Here is a 23,825-nt window from a genome sequence, read left to right as displayed (position 1 = left end):
GAGGCTGGTGTCCAGCCTCCCCTCGCCCCCTGTACATGCCAGTCAGCGCCAGAACGGTTTGCGCCCCTCCCGCCGGGCGTCGCTCCGGCTGATCCCGATGTCGCGGAGCAGGTGGTGGTCCAGATCGCGGAGCGCCAGGCGCTGACGCCGCCGCTCCAGCCAGCGGACCAGGATCGCCCGCAGCGTCCGCCATCCGCGTCCGGCGCCGGTTTCGGCACCAATCCCCCAGGCCCTGTTCATCGGTTGCGTCATCGTCGCGGCCCCCTCACCCGTGGTCATGTGCGGGTTCTCCTAGCCGATCCCGGCGGCCGGTTGTTTCGGCCGGAGCCGAAGCGTCGGCGACTGACGGCTTGCGGGCGGGGTGATAACCTGCGGGGCATGACGAACATGGCCTCCGGAAACACCATCGCGCAGGTGGCGAGCCTGATCGGCGACGCGGCGCGCGCCAACATGCTGGCCGCCCTCATGGGCGGGCAGGCGCTGACCGCCGGGGAACTGGCCCGTCACGCCGGCGTGACGGCGGCCACCGCCAGCGGCCATCTCGCCAAGCTGGCGGACGCCGAGCTGCTCGCCGTGGAGAAGCAGGGGCGGCACCGCTACTACCGGCTCGCCACGGCGGAGATCGCGCACGCCATCCACGCGCTGATGGCGGTGGCCGCGGCGGGGCCGAAGCGCCACCACCCCGTCGGCCCGCGCGACGAGGCGCTCCGGCTGGCGCGGACCTGCTACGACCACATGGCCGGCCGGCTGGCCATCGCGGTCGCCGACTCGCTGCACGTCGGCGGCCATGTCACATTGTCGGACGGGGCCGGCCTCGTCACCGAGGAGGGATGGCGCTTCCTCCGGTCCTTCGGGATCGCCTTGGAGCCGGACGCCGGCACCCGCCGGCCGCTGTGCCGCACCTGCCTGGACTGGAGCGAGCGCCGCCCGCATCTGGCCGGGCGACTGGGCACGGCGCTGCTCGACCGGGTGCTCGACCTCGGCTGGGTCGCGCGGCAGCCGGAGACCCGCGCCCTGCGCATCACCCGCGCGGGCGAGGCCGGGTTCACCGCGACGTTCGGGCTTCCCGCCTCCTGGTGGATCGCCCCGCAGCGGCACCCCGGCCCGGCGGCCTGACACCCCGAACGGACAATCCGGAAGACCGCCACCCCACCCCGTCCGCACCAGCGCGAATAAGGGGGGTGTTCTCTACCTTCAGGCCGTTCCTTTCCCCGATCGAACGGAGGACAGCCATGCGAACCGCAGCCCTGGCCGCGCTGATCGCCTCCCTCGGCCTCACGCTTCCCACCACCGTCGATGCCCGCTCCACCCTCGGCCGGCTGGACGACAGCGGCCTCGACGAGAGCTTCGACCGCCATGATCCCCTGCGCTGGGAGCGGTCGCACGGGTGGAGCAACGGCGATCCGTTCCGCTGCGAGTGGACCGGCGCGAACGCCGCGGTGAAGCGCGGCACCCTGACCCTCACCCTGTCGGAGCGGCCGACCGCCAAGGGCGGCTACGCCTGCGCCGAGTACCAGACGCGCAAGCACTATGGCTTCGGCCGCTACAGCGCGCGCATCCGCGCGGCGCGGGAGCCGGGCGTCGTCACCTCCTTCCTCAGCTTCACCGGCAAGCCCTTCGGCGACCAGTGGGACGAGATCAAGATGGCGGTGCAGGGGGAGGACACGCACACGCTGGTGCTGACCTATTTCGTGCGCGGGGCCGTTCACAACGCCGCCACCGTCCCGCTGCCCTTCGACGCGGCGGAAGGATTCCACGACTACGCCTTCGACTGGACGCCGGAAGGCATCACCTGGCTTGTGGACGGCAAGCCGGTGCACCGCGTCAGCGGCGGCAAGGACGAGGTGCCGCAGGCACCGGGGAAGATCTACCTCCAGGTCTGGACCGGCGAGGCGCCCTGGATCGCCCCCTTCCACGACCCCGGCCACCCCGTGTCGGCGCAGGTGCAGCGCGTGCGCTACGTACCGGCGGAGTGAGGACGGCTCACGCTCCGAACAGGCGGCGCAGCAGCACCAGCGTCGCCGACACCGCCAGGGCGGAGCCCAGCGCGTAGGCGCCGTTCCAGCGCCACGCCACGGTCCACACCGACACGCCCAGCATGCGCCCGATGTAGAGGGCCAGCGCCGAGAAGGGTGAGGCCAGGGTCGCCAGCCCCCAGCTCGTCAGCAGGCACACCGCCATGACGTCCGCCGGCAGCCCCAGCCGGGCGGGCGGAAAGGCCTCGCCGATCACGATCATCGGCACCACCGGGTGCAGGCCCAGCGCACCGCAGGCGACCACCATCACGATGATGGCGGGGATGGCGGCGTCGCCGGTGGGCAATGGCAGGGTGGCGCCCGACCCGGCGATGACCACCGCCAGCCCGCTGCCGAACAGGCTGGCCCCGGTGAACAGCAGCACCTCGCCCCGCAGGGCCGGGAAATGGCCGCGCACCTCCGCCAGCAGGCTGCGCCCGACCGCCGGCAGCGCGCCGCCGCCCGGCACCTTCCCCCGGCGGATGGCGGACAGCCAGAGGATGGCGTGCAACGGGCCGATGACGCCGATGGCGATGGGGATCGGCAGCGGCACCGCCTCGACCAGCAGGAGCGTCGGCACGAACAGGCTGAGGAACAGCCCGCACACCCGCAACCACGCCCCGCCGATGCCCGGTGCCGACTCGGTTTCCGCCTTGAGACGGGGTGCGGGCAGCGGCTGCGCCCGCGTCAGCCGGTCGGACAGCCAGCCGATCGCCAGCAGCACCGCGGCGGCGCACAGCCCCATCGGGGCGACGTCGAGCCAGCCCAGCCCCGGCACCACCGTCAGCACCACCGCCAACGACACGAACAGCGGCGACCAGCAGGAGGCGGCGCTGTAGCCGCGCAGCACCGCCGCCGCCAGGCGGCGGCGCAGCGCCGGGTCGCGGTTGCGCTCGATCACCGTGGCGACGAACTGCAGCCCGGCGAGGTTCAGCACCGCGCCGAACAGGTGCGACCCCAGCTCCACCGCCAGGAAGCGGCGCCCCGGCGGCTGGGACACCACATGGTCGCCCACCGCGCGCATGGACGGGCTGGCGAGCGCCGGCAGCCGCAGGCAGGCGACGGCGGCGAACAGCACCAGGAACTGCAACGCCCGCTCCGCCCCGCCGATGGCGGTCTCCGGCAGCCGGCCGCTCCAGGCGCCGAGCGCCAGCCCCGCGGCACCGAGCAGCAGCCCGGTGCCGCGCTGGATGGCCGGCACCCGCGCCGCCTCCACCGCCAGATAGGCGGCCAGCAGCAGGACCGAGACATGCACGGACAGCCGCCCGACGCCGAACGCCTCGGCGATCGTCAGCATCGTGAATCCGGCGTAGAAGCTGGCCGACCAGGCGCCGGACCGGTGCGCGGCGATGGCCGTCATGCCCTCATTCCCCCCGCTGCACAACGTATGCGTATGGTATGTTGCGGATGCGAAGTCCGCCTGTACAGCGGCGGGACCGTGAGCGTCACGCAGGGCTGCCGTGTGCGATCGTGGTCATCCGCAGGTATCGTCCTTCGGCGGAAGCGCATACGGCCGTTTTCCCGGCGGGACGGACTGTCGCTTTCCGGTGGTTGCGGCGTTACAAACGGGGGACAGGTTTCGAGGCAGGGCGACACGGTGGAACTGACGGAGCTGGAGCGCGACGCGTTGACGGAACTCGTCAACATGGGGGTGGGACGGGCGGCGACCCATCTCAGCCGCATGGTGTTCGACCAGGTGCTCCTGTCGGTCCCGTCGATCGAGATCGTCAGTCACGGCGACGCCGCGCGTTTCCTGGAACAGCGCGAACGCAACGGCCTGGTCGCGGTGGAACAGACCTTCCGCGGCGCCTTCGACGGCCGCGCCCTGCTGATCTTCCCGGAAACCAACAGCCTGGAACTGGCGCGCATCGTGCTGGGCGGCGACCTCACCCTGGAGGAGATCGTCGACCTGGAACAGGACGCGCTGGCGGAGATCGGCAACATCATCCTCAACGGCTGCCTCGTCGTCATCGCCAACATCCTGAAGAACGAGCTGGACATCTCCCTTCCCAGCGTGAGGCGCGGCGGCGGCATGGAGGTCCTGCGGGAGGTGCAGGGCACCGAGGACGAGCTGGTGCTGTTCCTTCACATCGACTTCGCGATGCAGGACCACAGCATCCGCGGCTACATCGCCCTGTTGATGGGACTGTCGTCCCTGGAGGCCCTGAAGCTGCTGATCCGCGCCTTCATCGAACGCATCGACGCCGGAATACCGCATGGACCGCAGCCCGGATAGCCCGCCACCGGAGCTGGTCGTTCCCGACGCGCTCGAGGTGCTCGACGCCGGCATCGCGGTGCTCGACGGCGTGGCGCGTGTGCGGTTGTGGAACCGCTGGCTGGAGGCCGCGTCCGGCGTCGATTCGGCGGCGGTGCTCGGGCGCGTGCTGTTCGAGGCGATTCCCGTCCTGGACGGCACCCGGCTGAAGACGGCGATCCAGGACGTGCTGGAGACCGGGGCGCCCGGCGTGCTCTCCCACACGCTCAACCCGGTGATGCTGCCGCTGCGCCTGTCCGACGGGCAGCGCATGGTGCACAACGTGGTGATCCGGCCGCTGGCCTGCGGCGGCGGGCGGGGCTGCATCCTGCAGGTCACCGACGTGACCGCCTCCGTCCACCGCGAGCGGGTGCTGCGCGAGCAGCGCGACGCCCGCTACCGTGCCATCGTCGATGCCGCCCCCGACGCCATCGTCACGCTGGACACCCGCGGCGTCATCCAGTGGGCGAACGGCGCCGCCGCCCGGCAGTTCCAACACCGCACCGACGCGTTGATCGGCCGCGGCATCGGCGTTCTTTTGGATCCCCTCTCGCCGCAGTGGGACGAGATCGCCGGCCGCTTCTCCGAGCCCGGCGGGACGGAGATCGTCGGCCGCCGGCGCGACGGCACGCGCGTCGATCTGGAGCCGTCGGTCGGCCGCTGGGAATCGCAGGGCCGCAGCTTCTTCACGGTCATCCTGCGCGACATCACCGAGCGCCGACGCAGCCGCGAGGCGCTGGAGGCGAACGCGCTGGCGATGAAGCAGATGGCCGAGCAGACCCGCGCCACGCTGGACGCCCTGCCCGCCTACATCGCCGTGCTCGACCAGGGCGGCCGGGTGGTGCTGGTCAACAAGGCGTGGGCCGACGCGCCGGTGGACGCGCCGTTCCTCGGCGCGCGCTGCCGGCTCGGCGACGATTACCTGGAACGCTGCGCCGCGGCCCCGGACCGGGAGGGGGCGCCGGCCGTGCTGGCCGCCCTGACCGGCATCCTGCACCGGGGCGGGCCGGCGGTGTCGATGGAGTATCACGGCCCCTCAGGCACCGGGCGGCGCTGGTTCCGCTGCCTCGCGGCGCCGATGGAGGCCAGCCCCTACGGCGGCGGCGTGGTCATGCACATCGACAACACCGACATGAAGGAGATGGAGGCCGCCCTGCGCGAGGTGGTCGGCCAGAAATCGACCCTGCTGCGCGAGGTCAACCACCGCGTCAAGAACAGCCTGCAACTGGTCTCCAGCCTGCTGACCTTGCAGACCATGACGCTGACGGACGAGACCGTGCGCGCCCATTTCCGCGACGCGCGCAGCCGCATCGAGGCGATCGCGCTGGTCCACAACCGCCTGTACCAGACCGAGCATTTCCAGAGCATCGAGTTCGGCAGCCACCTGGCGGAGCTGTGCGACGATCTGGAGCGGGCGTCCGGCGGCGGCTCCACCTGCACCGTCTCCGTGCACGCAGACCCGGTCGAGCTGCCGATCGATCAGGCCGCCCCGCTGGGCCTGATCGCCAACGAGCTGGTCACCAACGCCATCAAGCACCGCGACGGCCCCAGCGCGCGGGTGTCGGTCGATCTGGTGCGCGACGGCGGCGCCCTGGTCCTCACGGTGGCCGACCATGGCCCCGGACTGCCGCCCGATTTCCAGATGGGGCGGTCGCGCAGCCTGGGCATGCGGCTGGTGACCAGCCTCGCCAGCCAGATCGGCGCCAGTGTCACCGTCCTGCCGGTGGCCGAGGGCGCGGCCTTCCGGATCAGCCTGCCGCTTCCGGCACCGGATGAGGAGCTGCCGCAGCAGCCGGCCCCCCAGGAGACGGCCGGATGAGGATTCTGCTGGTCGAGGACGAGGTGCTGATCGCCATGGAGCAGCGCTGCTACCTGGAAGCCGCCGGACACGAGGTGTTCGGACCCACCGGCACGGCCGCGCAAGCGGTCGAGCTGGCGCGGCTGGTCCATCCCGACCTCGCGCTGATCGACCTGCACCTGTCGCGCGGCTCGCTGGGCACCGAGGCCGCGCGGATCCTGGCGCGCGAGGGGATCACCTGCCTGTTCGTGACCTCCTACGCCGATGAACTGCGCGACAACCACGACGGCGGCATCGGCTGCCTGACCAAGCCCTTCACCGAAGCGAGCCTGACCGGGGCCGTCCGCGTGGCGCTCGCCCTGCGCGCCGGCCTCCCGCCGGAGGACGTGCCGGGGACGATGCGGATCTTCGGGTGAGCGGGGTTCCTCCTTCCGGCCGGTGTCGGGAGCGGTGGTGACTCCACATTGGCCCGTGGCTACACTGCCGGCATGACGAATCCAGCCGCCCCCTCTTCCAAGCCACGATAGCCCCGGCAGCGCCGTCCATGGTTGGACGGGACGCACCGGGGCGTCGAGTTTGGAGAGACGAGATGTCCAAAGACATGGCGCGGGCGCGCCGCCGGTACGAACGGTTGCGCATGATTGCCAAAGCCCGCCGGGTCCGCCCTTGGGCCGACCTTCCGCAGAAGTGCGCCGACAATCTGGCATCATGCAGTTGCTGGATGTGCGGCAATCCTCGGCGGTACGGAATGGAACCGACCATGCAGGAGCAGCGGCAGGCCTTTCGGGAACGGGATTGGGATCACTGAAGACCGGACGACGCGCGGCAAGCGGCATCGCCTCCCACGCAAACCGACCTGCGAGCCGCACCCCGCCTTCCTTGACGGCGTGGCATGCCCCGCATATGTTCAGGGTTTGCAACCATCGCGACACCACAGCCAAGGAACCATGGCCGTCCTGCCGATCCTCATTGCCCCGCACCCCGTCCTGAAGCAGGTGGCGAAGCCGGTCCCTGCCGTCGATCAGCGAATCGCGCGGCTGATGGACGACATGGTGGAGACGATGTACGAGGCCAGCGGCATCGGTCTCGCGGCGCCGCAGGTGGGCATCCTCGACCGCGTCATCGTCGTCGACGTGCACGAGAAGGACGAGGCACCGAACCCCATCCGCATGGCCAACCCGGAGGTCGTCTGGTCGTCGCCGGATCTGGCCGTCTGCGAGGAGGGGTGCCTGTCCATCCCCGAGCAGTACGCGGAGGTGACACGACCCAGCGCGGTGCGCGTGCGCTATCTGGACCGCGACGGACAGGAGCGGGAGATCGAGGCGTCGGGCATGCTGGCGACCTGCATCCAGCACGAGATCGACCATCTGAACGGCGTTCTGTTCGTCGATCACCTGTCAATGCTGAAGCGCGGCATGATCATGCGCAGGCTCCAGAAGCAGCAGAGGCAGAAGGCGTCGGCCTGACCGGCCGGACGTCCCGGACGGGAGCATGACCGCCTTGCGCATCGTCTTCATGGGCACGCCGGATTTCGCCGTGCCGAGCCTGCGCGCCCTGGCGGACGCCGGGCACGCCATCGTCGCCGTCTACACGCAGCCGCCGCGCCCGGCCGGCCGCGGGCAGAAGGAGCAGACCTCCCCCGTCCACCGCTTCGCCGCCGAGCGAGGGATCCCGGTGCGCACGCCGAAGTCGCTGCGCAACGCCGGGGTGCAGGCGGAGTTCGCGGATCTCGGCGCCGACATCGGCGTGGTGGCGGCCTATGGCCTGATCCTGCCGCAGCCGGTGCTGGACGCGCCGCGGCTGGGCTGTCTGAACGTGCACGGCTCGCTGCTGCCGCGCTGGCGCGGGGCGGCCCCCATCCAGCGCGCCATCCTGGCCGGTGATGCCGAGACCGGCATCACCATCATGCAGATGGACGCCGGGCTCGACACCGGCGCCATGCTGCTGGAGGACCGGGTGGCGATCACGGCGGACACCACCGCCAGCACCCTGCACGACGCGCTGGCCGCCATGGGCGCCCGGCTGATCGTCGAGGCGGTGGCCGGCGTCGCCGACGGCCGCCTGACCCCGGTGCCACAGCCGGAGGAGGGCGTGACCTACGCCGCCAAGCTGACGCGCGAGGACGGGCGGCTGGACTGGTCGAACGACGCCGCCTTCGTGGAGCGGCAGGTGCGCGCTCTCACCCCCTGGCCCGGCTGCTGGTTCGACCTGCCGGCGGCGCTGGGTGGCGAGCGCATCAAGGTGCTGGAGGCGGCACCGGCGGATGGGGACGGGCCTCCCGGCACCCTGCTCGACGACCGGCTGACGGTGGCCTGCGGGACGGGTGCCGTGCGTCTGCTGCGGGTGCAGCGGCCGGGCAAGGCGCCGGTGGACGGGGCCGCCTTCCTGCGCGGCTTCGCCATACCGACCGGCACGGTGCTGGGACCGGGATCGTGCAGCGCTGGAAACTGACCATCGAGTATGACGGCCGGCCCTTCGTCGGCTGGCAGCGCCAGGACAACGGCATGTCCGTCCAGCAGGCGCTGGAGGAGGCGGTGCAGCGCCTGTCGGGGGAGGAGGCGCGGCTGCACGCCTCCGGCCGCACCGACGCCGGGGTGCACGCGCTGGGTCAGGTCGCCCATGTCGATCTGGCGAAGCCCTTCCTCCCCGACCGCGTGCGCGACGGGCTGAACTTCCACCTGCGCCCCTGGCCGGTTGCGGTGCTGGCGGCCGAGCCGGTGGGGGAGGAGTTCCACGCCCGCTTCACCTGCACCGGGCGCTCCTATGTCTACCGCATCGTCAACCGCCGGGCGCCGCTGGCGCTGGAGGGTGGCCGCGCCTGGCACGTGCGCCGGCCGCTCGACGCCTCGGCCATGCACGAGGCGGCGCAGGTGCTTGTGGGGCGGCACGACTTCACGACCTTCCGCGCGGCGCTCTGCCAGGCCAACTCCCCCGTCCGGACGCTCGACCGGCTGGAGGTGACCCGGCACGGCGAGGAGTTGCGGGTGTTTGCCGCCGCCCGCTCCTTCCTGCATCATCAGGTTCGCAACATGGTGGGCACGCTGGAGCTGGTCGGTGCAGGCAAATGGACGGCCGCGGACGTCAGCCGCGCTCTGGAGGCGCGGAACCGCGCCCGCGGCGGCCCCACGGCCCCGCCCGACGGGTTGCATTTCCTGGACGCGCGTTACTGAGCGGCTGGCCGCGCTGGTGCTGCTGCCGCTGCTGCTTCTGGCCGGCTGCGGCGGGGTGGACGGCGAGCAGCTTGCGCTCTGCCGCCGCCTGATCCCCGCCTTCGAGGACAACCCCGCCAGCCTGCGCATCCTGTCCGCCGAACACGACACCGTCGACGGGCGCAGCCTGACCATCCGCTACGAAGAGGAGGGTTTCGGTCACTACATCGTCTGCCGGTTCGGCGGCCGCTTCTTCGACAGCGGCCGTCACGAGCTGGAGGGGGTGGAGACGGACCGCACCGGCCTGCTGTCGGAGATGGAGTTCCTGATGCTGCGCGTGTGGGCGCGCATCCCGCCGCCCCGCGGGGAGCCGCTGCCGGGGGGACGGGCGGTGCAGTCCGGGCCGTCGCCGTGGGTGCCCGCGCTCTATTTCATGCAGCAGGTGGTGAACGCGGCCACCGTATCCTGCGTCTACGGGCTGCTCGCCATCGGTTACACGCTGGTCTACGCCATCGTCGGCCGCATCAATCTCGCCATGGGCGAGCTGACCATGACCGGCGCCATGATGGCGGCGATGGCGGCGTCCGGCCTTGCCATGGCGGGGGCCGGCGCCCTGCCGCTGGCGCTGCTGGTGGTGCTGGTCATCGCCATGGGTTTCACCGCGGTGCAGGGCTGGGCCATGGACCGGCTGCTCTTCCGCCACGTCCGCGGCGTCGGCACGCACGCGCCGCTGATCCTGGCGATCGGTCTCGCCATCGCCATGCAGGAGGGGGTGCGGCTGCTGCACGGGGCGCGCGAATGGTGGCCGGCCCCCGTCTACGCCACCACGCGGACGCTGCTGGCGGTGCCGGGTTTCCGCGTCACCGCGGTGACGGCGCAAGGGGTCGTGGTGGCGCTGACGCTGGGGCTCTACGCCCTGCTGTGGTGGGTGATGCGGCGCACCGCCTTCGGCCGCGCCCACCGCGCCTGCACCGACGACGCCTGGGCGGCGGCGCTGATGGGGCTGGACGTCAACCGCACCGTGGCCCTGACCTTCGCCATCGGCGGCGCCTGCGCCGCGGCGGCGGGCACAGTGATTGCGCTCTATTACGGCGGGGTGAACTTCTTCACCGGCTTCCTGGTGGGCTTCAAGGCGCTGACCGCGGCGGTCATCGGCGGCATCGGCTCGGTGCCCGGCGCCATGCTGGGCGGCCTGCTGCTCGGGCTGGTGGAGACCTTCTGGAGCGGCTATTTCGCCATCGCCTACAAGGACGTGGTCGCCTTCGGCCTGCTCGCCCTGTTCCTGATCTACCGCCCGCACGGCCTGCTGGGGCAGGCGCGCTCGCGCGGGGATTGATACCAAGTTCCGATGAGTTTCTCTCTCATCGGAACTTGGTTGGGCCGTTGAGGCCCCGCGGGCCCATGCCCGCGAAGGCAAGCGGCCGGATGGCCGCGCCCGCCGTTTGAGGGCCATTGATCGCTCGCGATCAATGATAGACAGCTCACCCCGCCGGGATCGGCATCGGGGCGGTGTCGCCGCCGGTGGCGTGGACGTGATCGGACAGCGGCAGCTCGATGGTGCAGGCGAGGCCCCCCGGCCGGAACTCCAGCGAAGCGCGCCCGCCCAGCTCGTAGGCCAGCCCCTTCTCGATCAGGCGGGAGCCGAAGCCGCGCCGCGACGGCGCCTGGACCGGCGGGCCGCCGCTCTCCTCCCACGCGATGGTGACGGCGTCGCCCTCGGGCGACCGCGTCCAGCGCACCGACACATCCCCGTCCGGCGTGGAGAAGGCGCCATACTTGGCGGCGTTGGTCGCCAGCTCGTGGAACACCATGCCGAGCGACAGCGCCGCCCGCGAGGTGAGCAGCAGCGGCTCCCCCGACAGGGCGAGGTTGCCGCGCGACTCGTCGCGGTAGGGAGCGGTCTCGTGCCGCAGCACGTCGCCGAGCTGGACCGAACCCCACAGGTGGCGGGCCAGCAGGTTGTGGGTGGAGGACAGGGCCTGGAGCCGGCCGACGAAGGCCGGCCAGAAGCTCTCCAGCGTGTCGTGCCGCTGCTTGGTCTGCGAGGCGATCGACAGCACCGTCGCCATGGTGTTCTTCACGCGGTGGCTGAGCTCGGCCATCAGCAGCGCCTGCTGCCGCTCCGCCTTGCGGCGTTCGGTGACGTCCACCACCTCGACCACGGCGCCGCCGTCGCCGCCCGACAGCGGCGCCAGGCTGACCGTCACCGGCACCGTGCGCCCATCGGTGTGGCGCACCGCGGCCGGGCGGTTGCGCACCGGGGACAGGGCGGCCAGTGCCGCCCGCTCCGCCGCGTCGTCCATGGTCACCAGCTCGGCGAGCGGCCGGCCGCCCAGCTCCTCCAGCGCGCAGCCCAGCAGGGTTTCGGCGGAGGGGTTCATGAAGGTCGGCCGCCCGCCGGCGTCCACCATGAACAGGGCGGAGGTGACGTTGTGGGTGATGGTGCGTGTCACCGACGCCTGCTCGGACAGCCGCCGGTTGGCAGCCTGGAGCCGTTCGTTGGCGAGCCGCAGCTCGTCGGCCAGCGCCGCCCGCGCCTCCGCCGCCTCGCGCTCGGCGCGCAGGCGGATGGTCTCCGTCTCACGCGCGATGTGGTCGTCGAGCAGGCGGCGGTTCTGCTCCATCAGGAAGCGCCGGCGCAGCATCGCCCGCAGCCGGGCACGCAGGACGGACAGGTCGAGCTGCGGCTCGATGCGGTCGTCCACCCCGTCGCTGACGTGGCCCGGCCGGCTGCGGGCGCTGTCGGCACGGTCGAGCATCAGGATCAGGGTGGGATCGCCCACCGCCACCCTCCGCAGCGCCGCGCACAGCGCGTCGCCCGCCGCACCGCCCACCGTCTCCGCCACCAGGGCGCAATCGAAGGGACGGGCCGCCACCATGACGCGCGCGGCCTCGCCGTCGATGGCGCGCTCGACCCGGCAGCCCTCCTGCACCAGGGCGCGCTCCAGGTCCTCGTCGGCGCCGCCGGGCGTGCCGACGATCAGCACCAGCGGTTGCCGGAACACCGCCCGCGGCAGCCCCGTCTCCTCCGACGCCTCGCGGGCGTGGCGCAGCAGGTTGCCGGCCCGCATCAGGATCAGCTCGGCGCTCTGCGACTTGGGCAGGAAGTCGTCGGCCCCGCTCTCCAGCCCCTCGCGCTGGCAGGCGGGGGAATCGTCGTTGGTCAGCACCAGGATCGGCATGCCGATGGTCCCGGCGTTCAGTCGGATCAGGCGGCACAGCTCGTTCCCCTGCATGCCCGGCAGGTGGTAGTCGAGCAGCACCAGATCGGGCAGCTCGCCGTTCAGCTCCACCAGCGCCCGCTCCGCCGACGGCACGTGGCGCACCGCGTAGCCCGCCCGTTCCAGCATGTCGCTCATGGCGACGGCCTGGGTCAGGGAATCCTCGACCAGAAGGACCCGCGGCCGGTTCATGGCTTCCCTCCCTCGCCGGGGCGTCCGGTCCGTGCGCGCAGATGCGGCCCGATGGCGTGCACCGGCAGCAGCGCGCGCACCGCGCCCAGCTTCACGGCCGCCGCCGGCATGCCGTAGACGACCGCGGTGGTCTCGTCCTCCGCCACCGTGTGGCCACCGGCCCGGTGCAGCTCCAGAAGCCCGGCGGCCCCGTCGCTCCCCATGCCGGTGAGGATCACGCCGATGCCGGCCTTGCCGGCCGTCGCCGCGACCGACCGCAGCAGCAGGGTGCCCGACGGCTTGTGCCCCTCCGCCATCGGCCCCTCGGTCAGGCGCAGGCGGTCGCCGTCCAGCAGCAGGTGGCGGTCGGCGGGCGCCAGATAGGCGGTGCCCGGACGCGGCGTCTCCCCGTCCTCGGCCACCCGCACGGTCAAAGGCGTCATGGCGTCCAGCCAGTCGGCGAAACCGGCCACGAATTTCGGCCCGATGTGCTGGACCATCAGCACCGGCAGCGGGAAATCCGCCCCCAGCCCGCCCAGCAGCTGCACCAGCGCGCTCGGGCCGCCGGTGGAGCTGACCACCGCCAGCATCCGGTACGGACCGCCGCCGGCCGGGGCCGGCACGGGGACCGCCTCCGGCGCCACCGCCGCCTCGCCGTCCAGCCCGAAGCTGAGGCCGCGGCGGAAGGTCTGCCGCACGACCTTCACCTGGCTCATGCGGTAGAAGTGGGTGCAGATGCGGTTGGCCATGGCGGCGAAGGCCTCGGCCGTGCCACCGTCGGGCTTTTCCAGCACGGAGAGTGCGCCGGCCCGCAGCGCGTTCATGGCGATGAAGCCGTCGCGCGCGTTCACATCCGCCGCCACCACCACGATCGGGGTGGGCCGGCGGCGCATCACCTCGATGGTGGCGTCCAGCCCGTTCATGCCGGGCAGCCGGATGTCCAGCGAGATGACGTCGGGGGCGAGATCCTCCAGCCGCGCCAGCATCGCCTCGGCGCTGGCGACGGAACCGGCGACCTCCAGCCGCGGGTCGGCCTCGACGATGGTCTCCAGCAGGAGGCGCAGCGTCGGGCTGTCCTCCACGATCAGGACGCGCACCTTCCTCATAGCAACTGCCCGATGGTGGACAGGAGTTCGGCCTGATCGAACTTCCGCTTGACGATGTAGGCGTCGGCACCGAGCGCCAGCCCGCGCGCGCGGTCCTCGCGCTTTTCCAGCGAGGTGACGAGAATAACCGGAATGTCCGCCAGAGCCGGATCCTCCTTCATGGACGCGAGCAGGCCGAAGCCGTCCAGCTCGGGCATCTGGACGTCGGCGATCACCAGATCGATCCGCTCCGCCCGCAGGTGCCGCAGCGCCTGCATGCCGTTGACGGCAAGATGGACCTCGAACCCGTGCGCTTCCAGTATGCTCTTCTCCAGCGTCCGGGTCGTCAGACTGTCATCGACCACCAGTATGGCAGGAGTCGTCGGTTCCGGCCGCCGCTCCACCAGCTCCAGCCCCGATCCGGCGCCCGCCCCGCCCGCCAGGACGAAGGGATTGATGACCAGCGCCATCGCCCCGTCCTCAAGCAGCACCCCGCCGGAGACGAGGCCGGAGGGCGGAAGCGGGTGGCCGAGATCGCGGACGAGGCCCTGGCGCAGGCCCAGAAGCTCGTCGCAGGCGACCGCCAGAAGGCGCTCCTCCCCGCCGACCACCACCACGGGCACGCTGCGCTGCCCCCCCATCTGAATCTCGCCGTCCCCGGCGCCGAGCGCACCGGCAAGGCTGGCGAGCGGCACCGGACGGTCGCCGATCCGCAGCACCAGCCGCCCCTCCACCGTCCCGATGTCGGCGGGGCCGGCCCGGTGCAGCCGCTCGATGCCGCCGGCCGGTATGCCGTAGAGCTGGTCGCCCGCGCGCACCAGAAGCAGCGCCTGGGCCATGGCGGTGACCGGGACGGACAGGCGGAACTCGGTCCCCGCCCCGGCGCGGCTGCGCACCGACACCGCCCCGCCGAGCCGGGTCGCCGCCTCCCACACCACCGACAGGCCCATGCCGCGGCCGGAGAGGTCGGAGACCTCCTCCCGCGTGGTGAAGCCCGGCCGGAAGACGAGCTGCAGCAGCTCGGTGTCGCCCATCGCCTCCACCTCGTCGCCGGCCAGCCGCAGGCGGCGGGCGGCGGACCGCAAGCGTGCCGCGTCGATGCCACGCCCGTCGTCCGTCACCGTCACGGTGAGCCGCCCCTGATCCACGGCGAAGGCAAGCGACACGGCACCGGCCGGCGGCTTGCCGCGGGCGGCGCGCTCCGCCGCCGGTTCGATGCCGTGGCCCACGGCGTTGCGCAGCAGGTGCAGCACGGGGTCCTTGAGGCGCTGGAGCACCAGACGATCGGCGCGCAGCTCCAACCCGGTCGCCTGCACCTCCACCGGCACGCCGAGATCGGCGGCGAGCGCGCGGACCATCGGGCGCACGGTGCCGAAGGCCACCTCCACCGGCACCATGCGGGCGTCGCCCAGCTCGCGCTGCAAATCCTCGCCGAGCTGACGGGCTGTGCGTGCGGCCCGCCGCTCCTGCCCGTGGACGGAACGCTGCAGCCGTGCCACCCCACGCAACCGCTGTTCGATCTGGTCGAGCAGGGGGTCCAGCTCGCCGCCGGCCCCGTCCCGCGCGCGCAAGCCACGCCGCAGCTTGCCCCAGCCGGCCCGGAGCTCGCCGATCTGGCGGCCGAGGTCGGCCAGCGCCCGCACGGCCTCGTCGCGCTGGTGCTGTCCGGCGACCAGCTCGCCCGCCGTCTCCATGATGCGGTCGAAGCGGGCCACCTCCACCCGCATGGTCTCGGCAAGCGGCTGCGGCGGCGCCACCGGCTCCGGAGCCGCCGGCCCGGCGGGGGCGGTGTCGGGAAGGGCGACGGGGGCGATATCGGGGGCGTCGTTGGAGGCGGGCGCCTCCGCCGGCCTCGCCGGCACTGGGGCCGCCTCGCCCAGATGGGCGTCGAGGGCGGCCAGCAGCGGGGCGGTGTCGGGGGGCGGGGCGCTGCCGTCGAGGCTGGCGACCTCGTCCTCCACCGCGTCGAGGGCTCGGCGCACCAGCGCCACCGCGGCGGCGTCGAGCGCGCCGCCGACCGTGCGGATGCGGTCGAACAGCGTCTCCACCCGGTGCGCGACCGTCTCCACCGCGGGCAGCCCGACCGCGCGCGCCGCACCCTTCAGGCTGTGCGCCTGCCGGAACATCTCGTCGAGCGCGCGCGCTGCCACAGTGCCCTCGCGCTCGGCGGCGTCGAGGAAGGCGCCGATGCCCTCGATGTAGTCGCGGTGCTCGATCCGGAAGGCCTGGAGCAGCCGTTCCCGCAGGTCGTTCACAGCCGGTACTTCTCCATCAGGCGGGTCAGCGCCTCGCCGAGCTGGTTGAGGTTGGTGGCGGCCTTGGCCAGCTCGTCGGTGCTGGCGGCGGTCTGCATGCTGGCCTGCCGGATCTGCTGGATGCCCTGGGCGATCTGCTCCAGCCCGATCTGCTGCTGGCCGGTGGCACCGACCACCTGCTGGAAGGAGCCGCTGTTCTCCTGCAGGTTCTCGGTCATGCGGCGGATCACGTCCTCGGCGGCCAGCGCCTTCTCGCGGCCGGCGGTGGCGCGCTTCAGCGCCTCCTCCGTCAGCATGACCGAGGTGCTGATGTTCTTCTGGGTCTGCTCCAGGATGCTGCGCACCTGCCGGGTGGCGTCCTTCGCCTGGTCGGCCAGCGACTTGATCTCGTTGGCGACGACCGAGAAGCGGCGGCCCTGGTCGCCGGCGTCGGCGGCCTCGATGGCGGCGTTGAGCGCCAGCAGGTTCGACTGCTCGGCGATCTCGTTGACGGTGGCGATGATCTCGCCGATGGCCTGGGTGCGCTCGCTGAGCGCCACGATGGTCTCGGCCACGCTTTCGGTCTGGGTGCGGATCGCCTCCATGGCCGACGCCGCGTCCTTGACCGTCTGGAGCCCGTTGACGCCCGCACCGGCCACGGTGTCGGCGCTGCTGCCCACGTCGCGCGCCATGTCGGAGACCTGCTGCGCGGACTGGCCGATCTCCTCCACCGTTGTGGTGATCTCCTGCACCGCCGCGGCCTGCTGGCGCGCACCCACCGCCTGCTCCTGGATCGAGGCGGACATCTCCGCCACCGCGGTGGCGAGGCGGGCGGAATAGTCGCGCGTCTCCGACGTGATGCCGCGCAGACCCTCCAGCATCTCGTTGAAGGTGGCGGTCAGCAGCCCGACCTCGTCGTTGGAGCGGATGGGGAGCGGCGGCTGGCGCAGGTCGCCGGCGATGATGCCCTGGGCCATGGCGACGCAGCGCTGGAGCGGGGCGACGATGCTGCGGCTGATCAGCCAGGCGGCGATGCCACCGGCCAGCAGCCCGGCCAGACCCAGCGCGATCTGGATGAGGATCGAGGTCTGCACCCGCGACTGGGTGTAGGCGCTGTACATGCGGGCCGCGTCGTCGGCCTGGGTGGACGCCGCGATGCGTTGCCGGGCCAGGTCGGCGAGCAGCGCCGGGTCGCTCCGCTGCGCCGCCGGCAAGGCCAGGAACCGGTCGACCGCGGCTTCGAAGCGGTCGGCGGCCTCACGCTGCTCCCGCAGCTTGGCGGCGATGCCCGGAGTCACGGCCGGCGGCATCATGACGGTGGCTTCGGTGGACAGGTTGATCTGGACCGGCCCGCCCTCGATCATCGACCGCAGGTTGGAGTCGAACACCCGCTTGACCGCTTCGTGATCGCGCGGGTCGCCCATCGACGTGTGCAGCACGTCGACATAGTAGCGCACGACCAGGAAACGTTGGCGCCCCATGGCGTCGGCCTGGGCGGCGGCCATCTCCTGCTCGCGCAGGGTCTGCACCGTGATCATGCCGATCGCGGCGATGGTGATCGCGAAGATGATCGTGATCAGCAGGAGCTTGTTGGCGATCCGCGTCGGTCGTCCGTCGATGGTGCGTGCTTGGGGATGCATGGGTATCGGTCTCGTGCGTTCAGGACGGGGTCGGGGCGTCGCGGAGGATCGGGAAGGCGGGAATGGCGTCGAGGCGATTGAGGTCGAGCAGGATCAGCCCGTCCGGCCCGACACCGGCGACCAGCGGCGAGACCGGCTCCCGGCCGCCGGGGATGGTGAAGGCGGTCGCGTCGAGGTCGAGGATTTCCCCCACCTCGTCGATGCGGACGGCGTATCCCTGCACCGGCCGACGCAGGGCGACGGCGCAGGCCGCCGTTCCCGACGGCGCGCCGGCGTTCAGCAGATGGTGCAGGTCGATGACCGGGCACGGCACGCCGCGCCGGTTGACCACCCCCAGCAGGGCCGGCGGCCAACCCGGCACCGGCACCCAGCGGCCGAGCGGCGCCACTTCCCCGGCCTGGGTCACCGGCAGGGCGTAGCGCTCGCGCCCGATGCGGGCGGTCAGCGCGCGGATGGCACCGGCCGGACGCTCCGCGCTCTCCGGCGGCCGGGCGAGGTGATCGGCGCGGCGGCGGAACAGCCCGTCCAGCCGTTCCTCCTCGATCCGACGGGTCGCCGACCGCGCGGCGGACAGCCGCGCCCATACGGCGGTCCAGTCGATGGCGGTGGGTCCGGCGGTCATGGCGTGGTCTCCAGGGCGGCGATCTGGGTGCGGGTGGCCTGGCGCAGGTCGGCGACCGTCATGCCCCCGATGCCGGCCACCGTCCCGTCGGGTGCGTGCACGGCGGACAGCCCCAGCAAGGTGTGGAAATGGCGGAGCGCGGCGCGGCGGTCGCGCGGCCTGAGCAGGCAGCCGAGCTGGTAGTGGGCGAACAGCAGCCCGCGCTCCAGATAGAGGGCCCGGCGGTAGGCGCCGACGGCGCGCGCGGGGTTGCCGCGCTGCTCGAACAGCAGGCCCAGATGCAGATAGGCCAGCGGATCGAGCGGCTCCGCCTCCAGCCAGCGCAGGCAGGCGGCCGTCGCCGCTTGCCACGCCTCGTGCGCGATCATGGCGCGGATGTCGGCGCCGGGATCCGGTGCCGCGGTCACCGGCTCCGCCGCGGGTTTCGGAATGGCCGCCGGCGGTGCGGGGTGCGGCAGCGGACGCCGCGGAAACGTCGGGTGTGCCGGAGCCGGACGCGCCGGGACCGGACGCGCCGGGACCGGATGCGGCGCCGGTGCGACGGTCGTGCGGCGCCGGGGCCGCTCGTCCGGATCCGACGATTTCTGGTAGATGGTGCTGTCCGGCAGCATCACCGAACGGAAGCGCTCGAACAGCGCCGCGTTCGCCTCCGCATGGCCGACGAGCAGCCATCCCCCCTCGGGCAGGGCGTCGTGGAAGGCCTCGGCCAGCCGTCGGTTGGTCGCCGCGTCGAAATAGATGAACACGTTGCGGCAGAGGATCAGGTCGGGCTGTCGCTCCCGGTCGGGCGGGATCGGGTCGCGGATCAGGTTGTGCGGCTCGAACACCACCCCCTTCCGGTATTCGGGCCGCAGCTCCCAGAGGTGCCCGTCCGCGGCGAAGCAGCGGTCGCGCACCGCGTCGGGGGTGGCCCGGAAGGCCCAGGGCGTGTAGCGGGCGGCCCGCGCCGTCGCGAGGGAGGTGCGGTTGATGTCGGTGCCGAGGATGCGCACGTCCCACCCCTCCGCCTCCCGCGCGAAGCGGTCGCGCAGCAGGATGGCGGCGGTGTAGGGTTCGGCCCCGATGGAGCAGCCCGCACTCCACAGGCTGAGACGGCGCAGCGGCCGGTTGCGGGCGAACAGGTCGGGCAGGACCAGCTCGGTCAGCGCCGACCACTGCGCCTGGTAGCGGAAGAAGTAGGTCTCGCCGATGGTCAGCTCGACGACCAGCGCCTCGCGCTCCTCGGCGCTGCCGCCCCCCTCGAGCATCGCCGCATAGACGTCGCCGCGCGCCACCCCGCGCGCCGCCATGCGCCGGCCGAGCGCCGCGGCCAGCGCGTCGTCCTTTTCCGCGTAATAGGCCATCCCGGTGAGGTCGATGGCGAGTGCCTTGAGCGTCGGGAAGGCGGGATCGGCGATCAGCGGGTCCATGGCCGGGCCGTCCTACGGGCCTTCCGGGCCGAGGTCCGCCAGCCGGCGATCGCCCAGCGCCCGGAAGGCGTCCAGCCGCGCCTCCTCTTCCCGCAGCAGCAGGCGCGCGGGGTCGAGCAGCAGGCACGGCTCGCCGGCCACGCCCAGTCCGGCGATCGCGACGTCGGCGAAGGAGCTGCCGGGCTCGATCGGTTGCAGGTCATCCGCCCGCACCCGCTGCAGCCCGCGGACACGGTCCACCAGCAGGCCGCGCGGACGTTCCCCGCGCAGCCGCAGGATGGCGCTGGCCGCGGTGGGCGGCCGGTCGGGAAGCCCCAACAGATGGGACAGCCGCAGCACGGGCAGCGCGCCGTCGGGAAGCGACAGCAGCCCCTCCAGGATCGGCGGGCGGTTGGGCGGGCGGGCGAGCCGGGCCATCGGCAAGGCCGCCGCCACCGCCGCCGCGCGCAGCGCGACGAGCTGCCCCGACAGCTCGGCCACGCAGACCCGGTCCTCGAGCCCGGCCGGAGCCGCCGCCGCGCGCCGCATCGCTCAGGCGCCCACGGTCGCCCGGCGCGCCGGCATGCTGGGGAACAGCCGGCCGAGTGCCGCGAAGAGCTGCTCGTCGCTGAAGGGCTTCTGAAGCTGGCAGAGGCCGCGCATCCGCTCCGGCAGGGTCGAGCTGTCGTAGCCGGTGGTCAGCAGCACCGGCACGCCGCGCGCGACCAGCCGGTCGGTCAGGGGAAACACCGGCTGGCCGGCCAGGTTCACATCCAGGATCGCCCCGTCCACGGTCTCGCGCTCGGCGAGATCCATCGCCTCGTCGAGCGACGCCGCCGGGCCGACGATCACGCAGCCGCGTTCCTCCAGCGTGTCCACCGTGAACATCGCGTTGATGAACTCGTCTTCCACCACCAACAGTCGCAGTCCCGCCCAAGAATTCGACATCCGGCCCAATATCCTTCTTGTGGGAAGCACAAAAGCCCGGAGCGGCACCACCGCCCCCGGCCATAGGCATCCATCGAACGCGCCGCCCGTCGCCATGAGGGCTCGGCTTTCCGATACTGTGCCGTGCCGCGGGAGTCGAACCGGACAATGGTTGTAGTACGAAACGGCAATGAGTCGAAACCAACCGCCGGCAATCGAACGGATTCGATACGAATTTCGCGAAAGCGTTGCGTTCCGCCATACGGATCGTTTATGGCTAACCCCCTGTCCTGGCGGGCATCGGCGGTCCGGTGCGACGCTGCGGGCCGGAATGTGACGTTCCGGATTCCGTTTGCACGCGCCATGGCGACGTCTTTACGGTAGAGTTCGCGTTCCACCCGTACGAAAATCACCTTGGGGAGGTCATCCTGAAACCGATCTTCCGCATCGCCTGTTCGCGTTTCACGGGTTGATCGACGGCGAGGCGTCCGAGCAGCCATGGGAAACGACCTTCTGTTCGCCGACGAACCTCTGGTGCCACGCGCCGCCACCCCGGCCGGGCCGCCGGCCGACGCGGGCGAGCCCTGGAAGATCCTGGTCGTCGATGACGACCCGGAGGTGCATGCGGTCACCCGTCTGGCGCTTGGCAAGGTGCGCTTCAAGAACCGCCGGCTGGCGCTGCTCAGCGCCTTCTCGGCCACGGAGGCGGCGGCGATCCTGCGCGCCGATCCCGGCATCGCCATGGTGCTGCTGGACGTGGTGATGGAGACCGACGACGCCGGCCTGCATCTGGTGCGCACCATCCGCGAGGACATCGGCAACCGCGCCATCCGCATCATCCTGCGCACCGGCCAGCCGGGGCAGGCGCCGGAAGAGAACGTGATCGTCGAGTGCGACATCAACGATTACAAGGCCAAGACCGAGCTGACCACGCAGAAGCTCTTCACCACCGTCATCGCGGCGCTCCGCGCCTATTCCGACATCACGGCGCTGGAGACCAACCGGCGGGGGCTGCAGCGGATCGTGGAATCCACCGACCGGCTGTTCGGCATGCGCACGCTGCGAGCCTACGCGTCGGGCGTCCTGACGGAGGTGGCGGCGGTGCTGGGCATGGAGCCGGACGGGCTGCTGTGCTCGCTGCGCGGCGGCGACCGGCTGGCCGTGCTGGCCGGTGCCGGCGGCTTCGCCGGGCTGGTGGAGCGCCCCTACGACAACCGCGCCATCGAACCGCCCGTCCGCGAGTGCCTGATCCACAGCTTCCACGAACGCCGCTCGGTCTACCGCCCCGACTGTCTGACCCTGCACATCGACGTGCCCGACGGCTCGGGCATGGCGGTTTGGATGCGCACGCGCCGCCCGCTCGATCCGATCGATCACGGGCTGGTGGAGGTGTTCGCGTCCAAGATCGGGCTGGGCTTCGCCAACGTGGCGCTTTACGAGCGGCTGCGCGAGGCCAACGAAACGCTGGAGGCGCGCGTGGCCGAGCGCACGCGGGCGCTGGCGGAGGCCAACGGCAAGCTGGAGCGTCTCGCCACCTTGGACGTGCTGACCGAGGTGTGGAACCGCCGCCATTTCATGGAGCTGGCCGCGGCAGAGTTCGCGCGCGCCCGGCGCCACGGGCGCCTGCTCAGCGTGTTCCTGATCGACCTCGACCATTTCAAGGCGGTGAACGACAGCTACGGCCACGCTGCCGGGGACGAGGCGCTGCGCACCGTGGTGACCTGCGCGCGGGACGCGCTGCGCAACTCCGACCTGATCGCGCGGTTCGGCGGGGAGGAGTTCGTGGTGCTGCTGCCGGAAACCGATCTCGCCGGTGCCGCCGCCGTGGCCGAGCGGGTCAGGCTGGCCATCGCCGCCAAGACCTTCACCTTCGGGCCGCACACGCTGACGATCACCGCCAGCATCGGCGTGGCCGAGCGCGAGGAGGGCGAGCCGACGGTCGAGCGCACCCTGATGCGCGCCGACGCGGCTCTCTACGACGCCAAGCTGGCCGGGCGCAACCGGGTGGTCCTGGCCGGGAGCCCGCCATCCGATCCCGGTTGATCCGGTCTGCGGGAGCGTCTACCAAAGTGACGCGCATCCCCTCCCCCAATGCAACGCCATGTGGAACGACTACGTCCAGGCCCTGATTGCTGCGCTGGCTCTTTCCGGGCTGGCCTACGGGGCCGCCCGGGCGGTCGTGCATTTCGGCGAGCGCTCCATCGAGCAGCGCCACGGGCTCGTCGGCATCCGCGGCATGATGACGCGGCGCGCCCGCATGGAGCAGGCCTTCGAGGCGCGGCACGCCGCGCGCGCCAAGGAGGTCAAGGCGTTCGATGCGGAGTTGCGGGAGGTGGTGCGCCGCCGCCAGCGGCTGGACCGGCAATGGACCGACGCCACCAACGCCGGCGAGCAGCTCATCCGCCAGATCGGCGAGGAGGTGGAGGGCGCACCTTGCTGGGTGGCGCACGTCATCAATCGCTATGTCGGCACCGGCAACGTCCCGCGCAGCCCGATCCTGATCGACCGGAGCTGGTCCCAACCGCAGATCATCGAGGTGTGGGTCCGCTCGATGCAGGACGCGCGGGCGGAAGTCGAGCGGCGTTACCCGCCGTCCTTCGGCTTCCACGTGCAGCGGCTCAACGAGCACGGCAGCGGTGACGGGCCGGCGGCGAAGGCGGGATAGCCGCCATGGTCTATGTGTTCGCCGGCATGGTCGGGTTTGTGGCTCTGGTCGTCTCCATGGTGCACGCCATCAAGCGGCTGAAGGAGACCGAGGCGACCATGACCAAGATCGAGTCGCGGCGGCAGGCCCAGGTCGAGCGCATCAAGCGCGCCGCCCGCGGCACGCTGGGACAGGCGCGCGAGCTGGCGGCCATGCGCCGGCGCAAGACCGCCATCGAGATCGCCTGCCAGGAGATCGAGGAGCGGCTGAACGCCACGCGGGCGCTGGACCGGCGCCTCTTTGTGCTCGACGACCGCCGGTCGGAGGCCGAGCAGGGCTGGATCGTCCGCATCGCCCATCCGGACTACGCGCACAAAGTCAACGCCAAGCTCGAGCGCACGGCGCTGGAAAGCTGGAGACGCGGACGCCGCTTCCTCGTCTGGGCCGCCGACGAGAAGAGGGCGCACGAGAAGGTCCACGCCCGCTTCCCCGAGAACAAGGGCTTCACCCTGCAATCCACCGAGCGTTACGAGGGTTAGGCCGGGGCGGGGCGCCGGATCGGGCGTTGCAGGCCTGCGACAATTTGCGTGCCGGATGGTTGCCGGTCATTTTTCTGCTACCATGTACATCCCATGGTGCCTCACCATAGGAGGCAAACCAGGAGGAGCGACTATGGA

At 72.0% G+C, this 23,825-nt stretch carries 22 protein-coding genes; 12 read left to right on the top strand and 10 right to left on the bottom strand.

The genetic code is table 11. The annotated features are described in order from the left end of the window. Window positions 1-42: 42 nt before the first annotated feature. A complete protein-coding gene (locus HL658_RS25695; protein WP_180285344.1) occupies window positions 43-279 on the bottom strand; it encodes a DUF1127 domain-containing protein in 237 nt (78 codons plus the stop codon). A 99-nt stretch (window positions 280-378) separates the two neighbouring features. Here HL658_RS25695 and HL658_RS25690 point away from each other — a divergent pair, with 99 nt between their 5' ends. Beyond that, complete coding sequence (locus tag HL658_RS25690; RefSeq protein ID WP_180285345.1) at window positions 379-1,116, top strand: ArsR/SmtB family transcription factor; 738 nt, start codon at window positions 379-381, stop codon at window positions 1,114-1,116. A 116-nt stretch (window positions 1,117-1,232) separates the two neighbouring features. After that, window positions 1,233-1,976 carry a family 16 glycosylhydrolase gene (locus HL658_RS25685; protein ID WP_180285346.1) on the top strand — a complete coding sequence of 248 codons (744 nt, stop codon included), beginning with the start codon at window positions 1,233-1,235 and terminating at the stop codon, window positions 1,974-1,976. Between the two features lie 7 nt (window positions 1,977-1,983). On the opposite strand, the gene HL658_RS25680 is transcribed toward HL658_RS25685, so the two are convergent. Then, complete coding sequence (locus HL658_RS25680; protein WP_180285347.1) at window positions 1,984-3,375, bottom strand: hypothetical protein; 1,392 nt, start codon at window positions 3,373-3,375, stop codon at window positions 1,984-1,986. Window positions 3,376-3,612: 237 nt separating this feature from the next. Between HL658_RS25680 and HL658_RS25675 the strand changes: the two genes are divergently transcribed. The 7 genes from HL658_RS25675 to HL658_RS25645 all read left to right on the top strand — a co-directional run bounded on the left by HL658_RS25675 (window position 3,613) and on the right by HL658_RS25645 (window position 10,552). Next, the gene (locus HL658_RS25675) at window positions 3,613-4,251 is read left to right on the top strand and encodes a chemotaxis protein CheC (RefSeq protein WP_343055334.1); all 639 of its coding nucleotides are present in this window, start codon (window positions 3,613-3,615) and stop codon (window positions 4,249-4,251) included. Further along, window positions 4,232-6,088: a sensor histidine kinase gene (locus HL658_RS25670; protein ID WP_180285348.1), complete on the top strand. Its 1,857-nt coding sequence runs from the start codon at window positions 4,232-4,234 to the stop codon at window positions 6,086-6,088. The genes HL658_RS25675 and HL658_RS25670 overlap by 20 nt, the downstream gene beginning before the upstream one ends. Then, the gene (locus HL658_RS25665; protein WP_180285349.1) at window positions 6,085-6,483 is read left to right on the top strand and encodes a response regulator; all 399 of its coding nucleotides are present in this window, start codon (window positions 6,085-6,087) and stop codon (window positions 6,481-6,483) included. The genes HL658_RS25670 and HL658_RS25665 overlap by 4 nt, the downstream gene beginning before the upstream one ends. Window positions 6,484-7,014: 531 nt before the next feature. Next, window positions 7,015-7,533, top strand: a complete 519-nt coding sequence (gene def / locus HL658_RS25660; RefSeq protein ID WP_180285350.1) for a peptide deformylase — start codon at window positions 7,015-7,017, stop codon at window positions 7,531-7,533. 25 nt (window positions 7,534-7,558) lie between these two features. Next, window positions 7,559-8,518, top strand: a complete 960-nt coding sequence (gene fmt, locus HL658_RS25655) for a methionyl-tRNA formyltransferase (RefSeq protein ID WP_180285351.1) — start codon at window positions 7,559-7,561, stop codon at window positions 8,516-8,518. Then, window positions 8,500-9,237, top strand: a complete 738-nt coding sequence (gene truA, locus HL658_RS25650) for a tRNA pseudouridine(38-40) synthase TruA (RefSeq protein ID WP_180285352.1) — start codon at window positions 8,500-8,502, stop codon at window positions 9,235-9,237. Before fmt ends, truA begins: the two co-directional genes overlap by 19 nt. Window positions 9,238-9,253: 16 nt before the next feature. Further along, window positions 9,254-10,552, top strand: coding sequence for a branched-chain amino acid ABC transporter permease (locus tag HL658_RS25645; RefSeq protein WP_343055333.1), 1,299 nt, complete (start codon window positions 9,254-9,256; stop codon window positions 10,550-10,552). Between the two features lie 145 nt (window positions 10,553-10,697). Here HL658_RS25645 and HL658_RS25640 read toward each other — a convergent pair whose 3' ends face one another. Genes HL658_RS25640 through HL658_RS25605 form a run of 8 tightly spaced genes read right to left on the bottom strand, consistent with a single transcriptional unit; the run spans window position 10,698 to window position 20,525 of the window. Further along, window positions 10,698-12,629: an HWE histidine kinase domain-containing protein gene (locus HL658_RS25640; protein ID WP_180285353.1), complete on the bottom strand. Its 1,932-nt coding sequence runs from the start codon at window positions 12,627-12,629 to the stop codon at window positions 10,698-10,700. Continuing rightward, window positions 12,626-13,714, bottom strand: a complete 1,089-nt coding sequence (cheB, locus tag HL658_RS25635; protein ID WP_180285354.1) for a chemotaxis-specific protein-glutamate methyltransferase CheB — start codon at window positions 13,712-13,714, stop codon at window positions 12,626-12,628. The genes HL658_RS25640 and cheB overlap by 4 nt, the downstream gene beginning before the upstream one ends. Next, window positions 13,711-15,948 carry a response regulator gene (locus tag HL658_RS25630; protein WP_180285355.1) on the bottom strand — a complete coding sequence of 746 codons (2,238 nt, stop codon included), beginning with the start codon at window positions 15,946-15,948 and terminating at the stop codon, window positions 13,711-13,713. Before HL658_RS25630 ends, cheB begins: the two co-directional genes overlap by 4 nt. Beyond that, complete coding sequence (locus tag HL658_RS25625) at window positions 15,945-17,567, bottom strand: methyl-accepting chemotaxis protein (protein ID WP_180285356.1); 1,623 nt, start codon at window positions 17,565-17,567, stop codon at window positions 15,945-15,947. Before HL658_RS25625 ends, HL658_RS25630 begins: the two co-directional genes overlap by 4 nt. Window positions 17,568-17,586: 19 nt before the next feature. Continuing rightward, entirely contained in the window at window positions 17,587-18,189 is a 603-nt protein-coding gene (locus HL658_RS25620; protein WP_180285357.1) for a chemotaxis protein CheW, read from the bottom strand. Further along, window positions 18,186-19,598, bottom strand: coding sequence for a CheR family methyltransferase (locus tag HL658_RS37860; RefSeq protein WP_180285358.1), 1,413 nt, complete (start codon window positions 19,596-19,598; stop codon window positions 18,186-18,188). The genes HL658_RS25620 and HL658_RS37860 overlap by 4 nt, the downstream gene beginning before the upstream one ends. A gap of 12 nt (window positions 19,599-19,610) precedes the next feature. Then, entirely contained in the window at window positions 19,611-20,126 is a 516-nt protein-coding gene (locus tag HL658_RS25610) for a chemotaxis protein CheW (protein ID WP_180285359.1), read from the bottom strand. A gap of 3 nt (window positions 20,127-20,129) precedes the next feature. After that, window positions 20,130-20,525: a response regulator gene (locus tag HL658_RS25605; RefSeq protein WP_180285360.1), complete on the bottom strand. Its 396-nt coding sequence runs from the start codon at window positions 20,523-20,525 to the stop codon at window positions 20,130-20,132. A 477-nt stretch (window positions 20,526-21,002) separates the two neighbouring features. Between HL658_RS25605 and HL658_RS25600 the strand changes: the two genes are divergently transcribed. Genes HL658_RS25600 through HL658_RS25590 form a run of 3 tightly spaced genes read left to right on the top strand, consistent with a single transcriptional unit; the run spans window position 21,003 to window position 23,687 of the window. Continuing rightward, window positions 21,003-22,547, top strand: a complete 1,545-nt coding sequence (locus HL658_RS25600; RefSeq protein WP_180285361.1) for a diguanylate cyclase — start codon at window positions 21,003-21,005, stop codon at window positions 22,545-22,547. 58 nt (window positions 22,548-22,605) lie between these two features. Continuing rightward, window positions 22,606-23,169, top strand: a complete 564-nt coding sequence (locus HL658_RS25595) for a hypothetical protein (RefSeq protein WP_180285362.1) — start codon at window positions 22,606-22,608, stop codon at window positions 23,167-23,169. Between the two features lie 5 nt (window positions 23,170-23,174). Next, the gene (locus HL658_RS25590) at window positions 23,175-23,687 is read left to right on the top strand and encodes a hypothetical protein (protein WP_196242363.1); all 513 of its coding nucleotides are present in this window, start codon (window positions 23,175-23,177) and stop codon (window positions 23,685-23,687) included. The last annotated feature ends 138 nt before the right edge of the window (window positions 23,688-23,825 follow it).

This window comes from Azospirillum oleiclasticum (assembly GCF_013423485.1).
Taxonomy (GTDB): Bacteria; Pseudomonadota; Alphaproteobacteria; order Azospirillales; family Azospirillaceae; genus Azospirillum; species Azospirillum oleiclasticum.
The sequence above is the reverse complement of the archived record's forward strand: the minus strand, read 5'-3'. Positions and strand labels throughout refer to the sequence as shown.

Coding starts and splice junctions, on each gene's coding strand:
- HL658_RS25590 (WP_196242363.1), top strand. CDS start 23,175: ATGGTCTATGTGTTCGCCGGCATGGTCGGGTTTGTGGCTCTGGTCGTC.
- HL658_RS25695 (WP_180285344.1), bottom strand. CDS start 279: ATGACCACGGGTGAGGGGGCCGCGACGATGACGCAACCGATGAACAGG.
- HL658_RS25605 (WP_180285360.1), bottom strand. CDS start 20,525: ATGTCGAATTCTTGGGCGGGACTGCGACTGTTGGTGGTGGAAGACGAG.
- HL658_RS25690 (WP_180285345.1), top strand. CDS start 379: ATGACGAACATGGCCTCCGGAAACACCATCGCGCAGGTGGCGAGCCTG.
- HL658_RS37860 (WP_180285358.1), bottom strand. CDS start 19,598: ATGGACCCGCTGATCGCCGATCCCGCCTTCCCGACGCTCAAGGCACTC.
- HL658_RS25665 (WP_180285349.1), top strand. CDS start 6,085: ATGAGGATTCTGCTGGTCGAGGACGAGGTGCTGATCGCCATGGAGCAG.
- HL658_RS25600 (WP_180285361.1), top strand. CDS start 21,003: ATGGGAAACGACCTTCTGTTCGCCGACGAACCTCTGGTGCCACGCGCC.
- HL658_RS25595 (WP_180285362.1), top strand. CDS start 22,606: ATGTGGAACGACTACGTCCAGGCCCTGATTGCTGCGCTGGCTCTTTCC.
- HL658_RS25670 (WP_180285348.1), top strand. CDS start 4,232: ATGGACCGCAGCCCGGATAGCCCGCCACCGGAGCTGGTCGTTCCCGAC.
- fmt (WP_180285351.1), top strand. CDS start 7,559: ATGACCGCCTTGCGCATCGTCTTCATGGGCACGCCGGATTTCGCCGTG.
- HL658_RS25680 (WP_180285347.1), bottom strand. CDS start 3,375: ATGACGGCCATCGCCGCGCACCGGTCCGGCGCCTGGTCGGCCAGCTTC.
- HL658_RS25685 (WP_180285346.1), top strand. CDS start 1,233: ATGCGAACCGCAGCCCTGGCCGCGCTGATCGCCTCCCTCGGCCTCACG.
- cheB (WP_180285354.1), bottom strand. CDS start 13,714: ATGAGGAAGGTGCGCGTCCTGATCGTGGAGGACAGCCCGACGCTGCGC.
- HL658_RS25620 (WP_180285357.1), bottom strand. CDS start 18,189: ATGACCGCCGGACCCACCGCCATCGACTGGACCGCCGTATGGGCGCGG.
- HL658_RS25610 (WP_180285359.1), bottom strand. CDS start 20,126: ATGCGGCGCGCGGCGGCGGCTCCGGCCGGGCTCGAGGACCGGGTCTGC.
- def (WP_180285350.1), top strand. CDS start 7,015: ATGGCCGTCCTGCCGATCCTCATTGCCCCGCACCCCGTCCTGAAGCAG.
- HL658_RS25625 (WP_180285356.1), bottom strand. CDS start 17,567: ATGCATCCCCAAGCACGCACCATCGACGGACGACCGACGCGGATCGCC.
- HL658_RS25640 (WP_180285353.1), bottom strand. CDS start 12,629: ATGAACCGGCCGCGGGTCCTTCTGGTCGAGGATTCCCTGACCCAGGCC.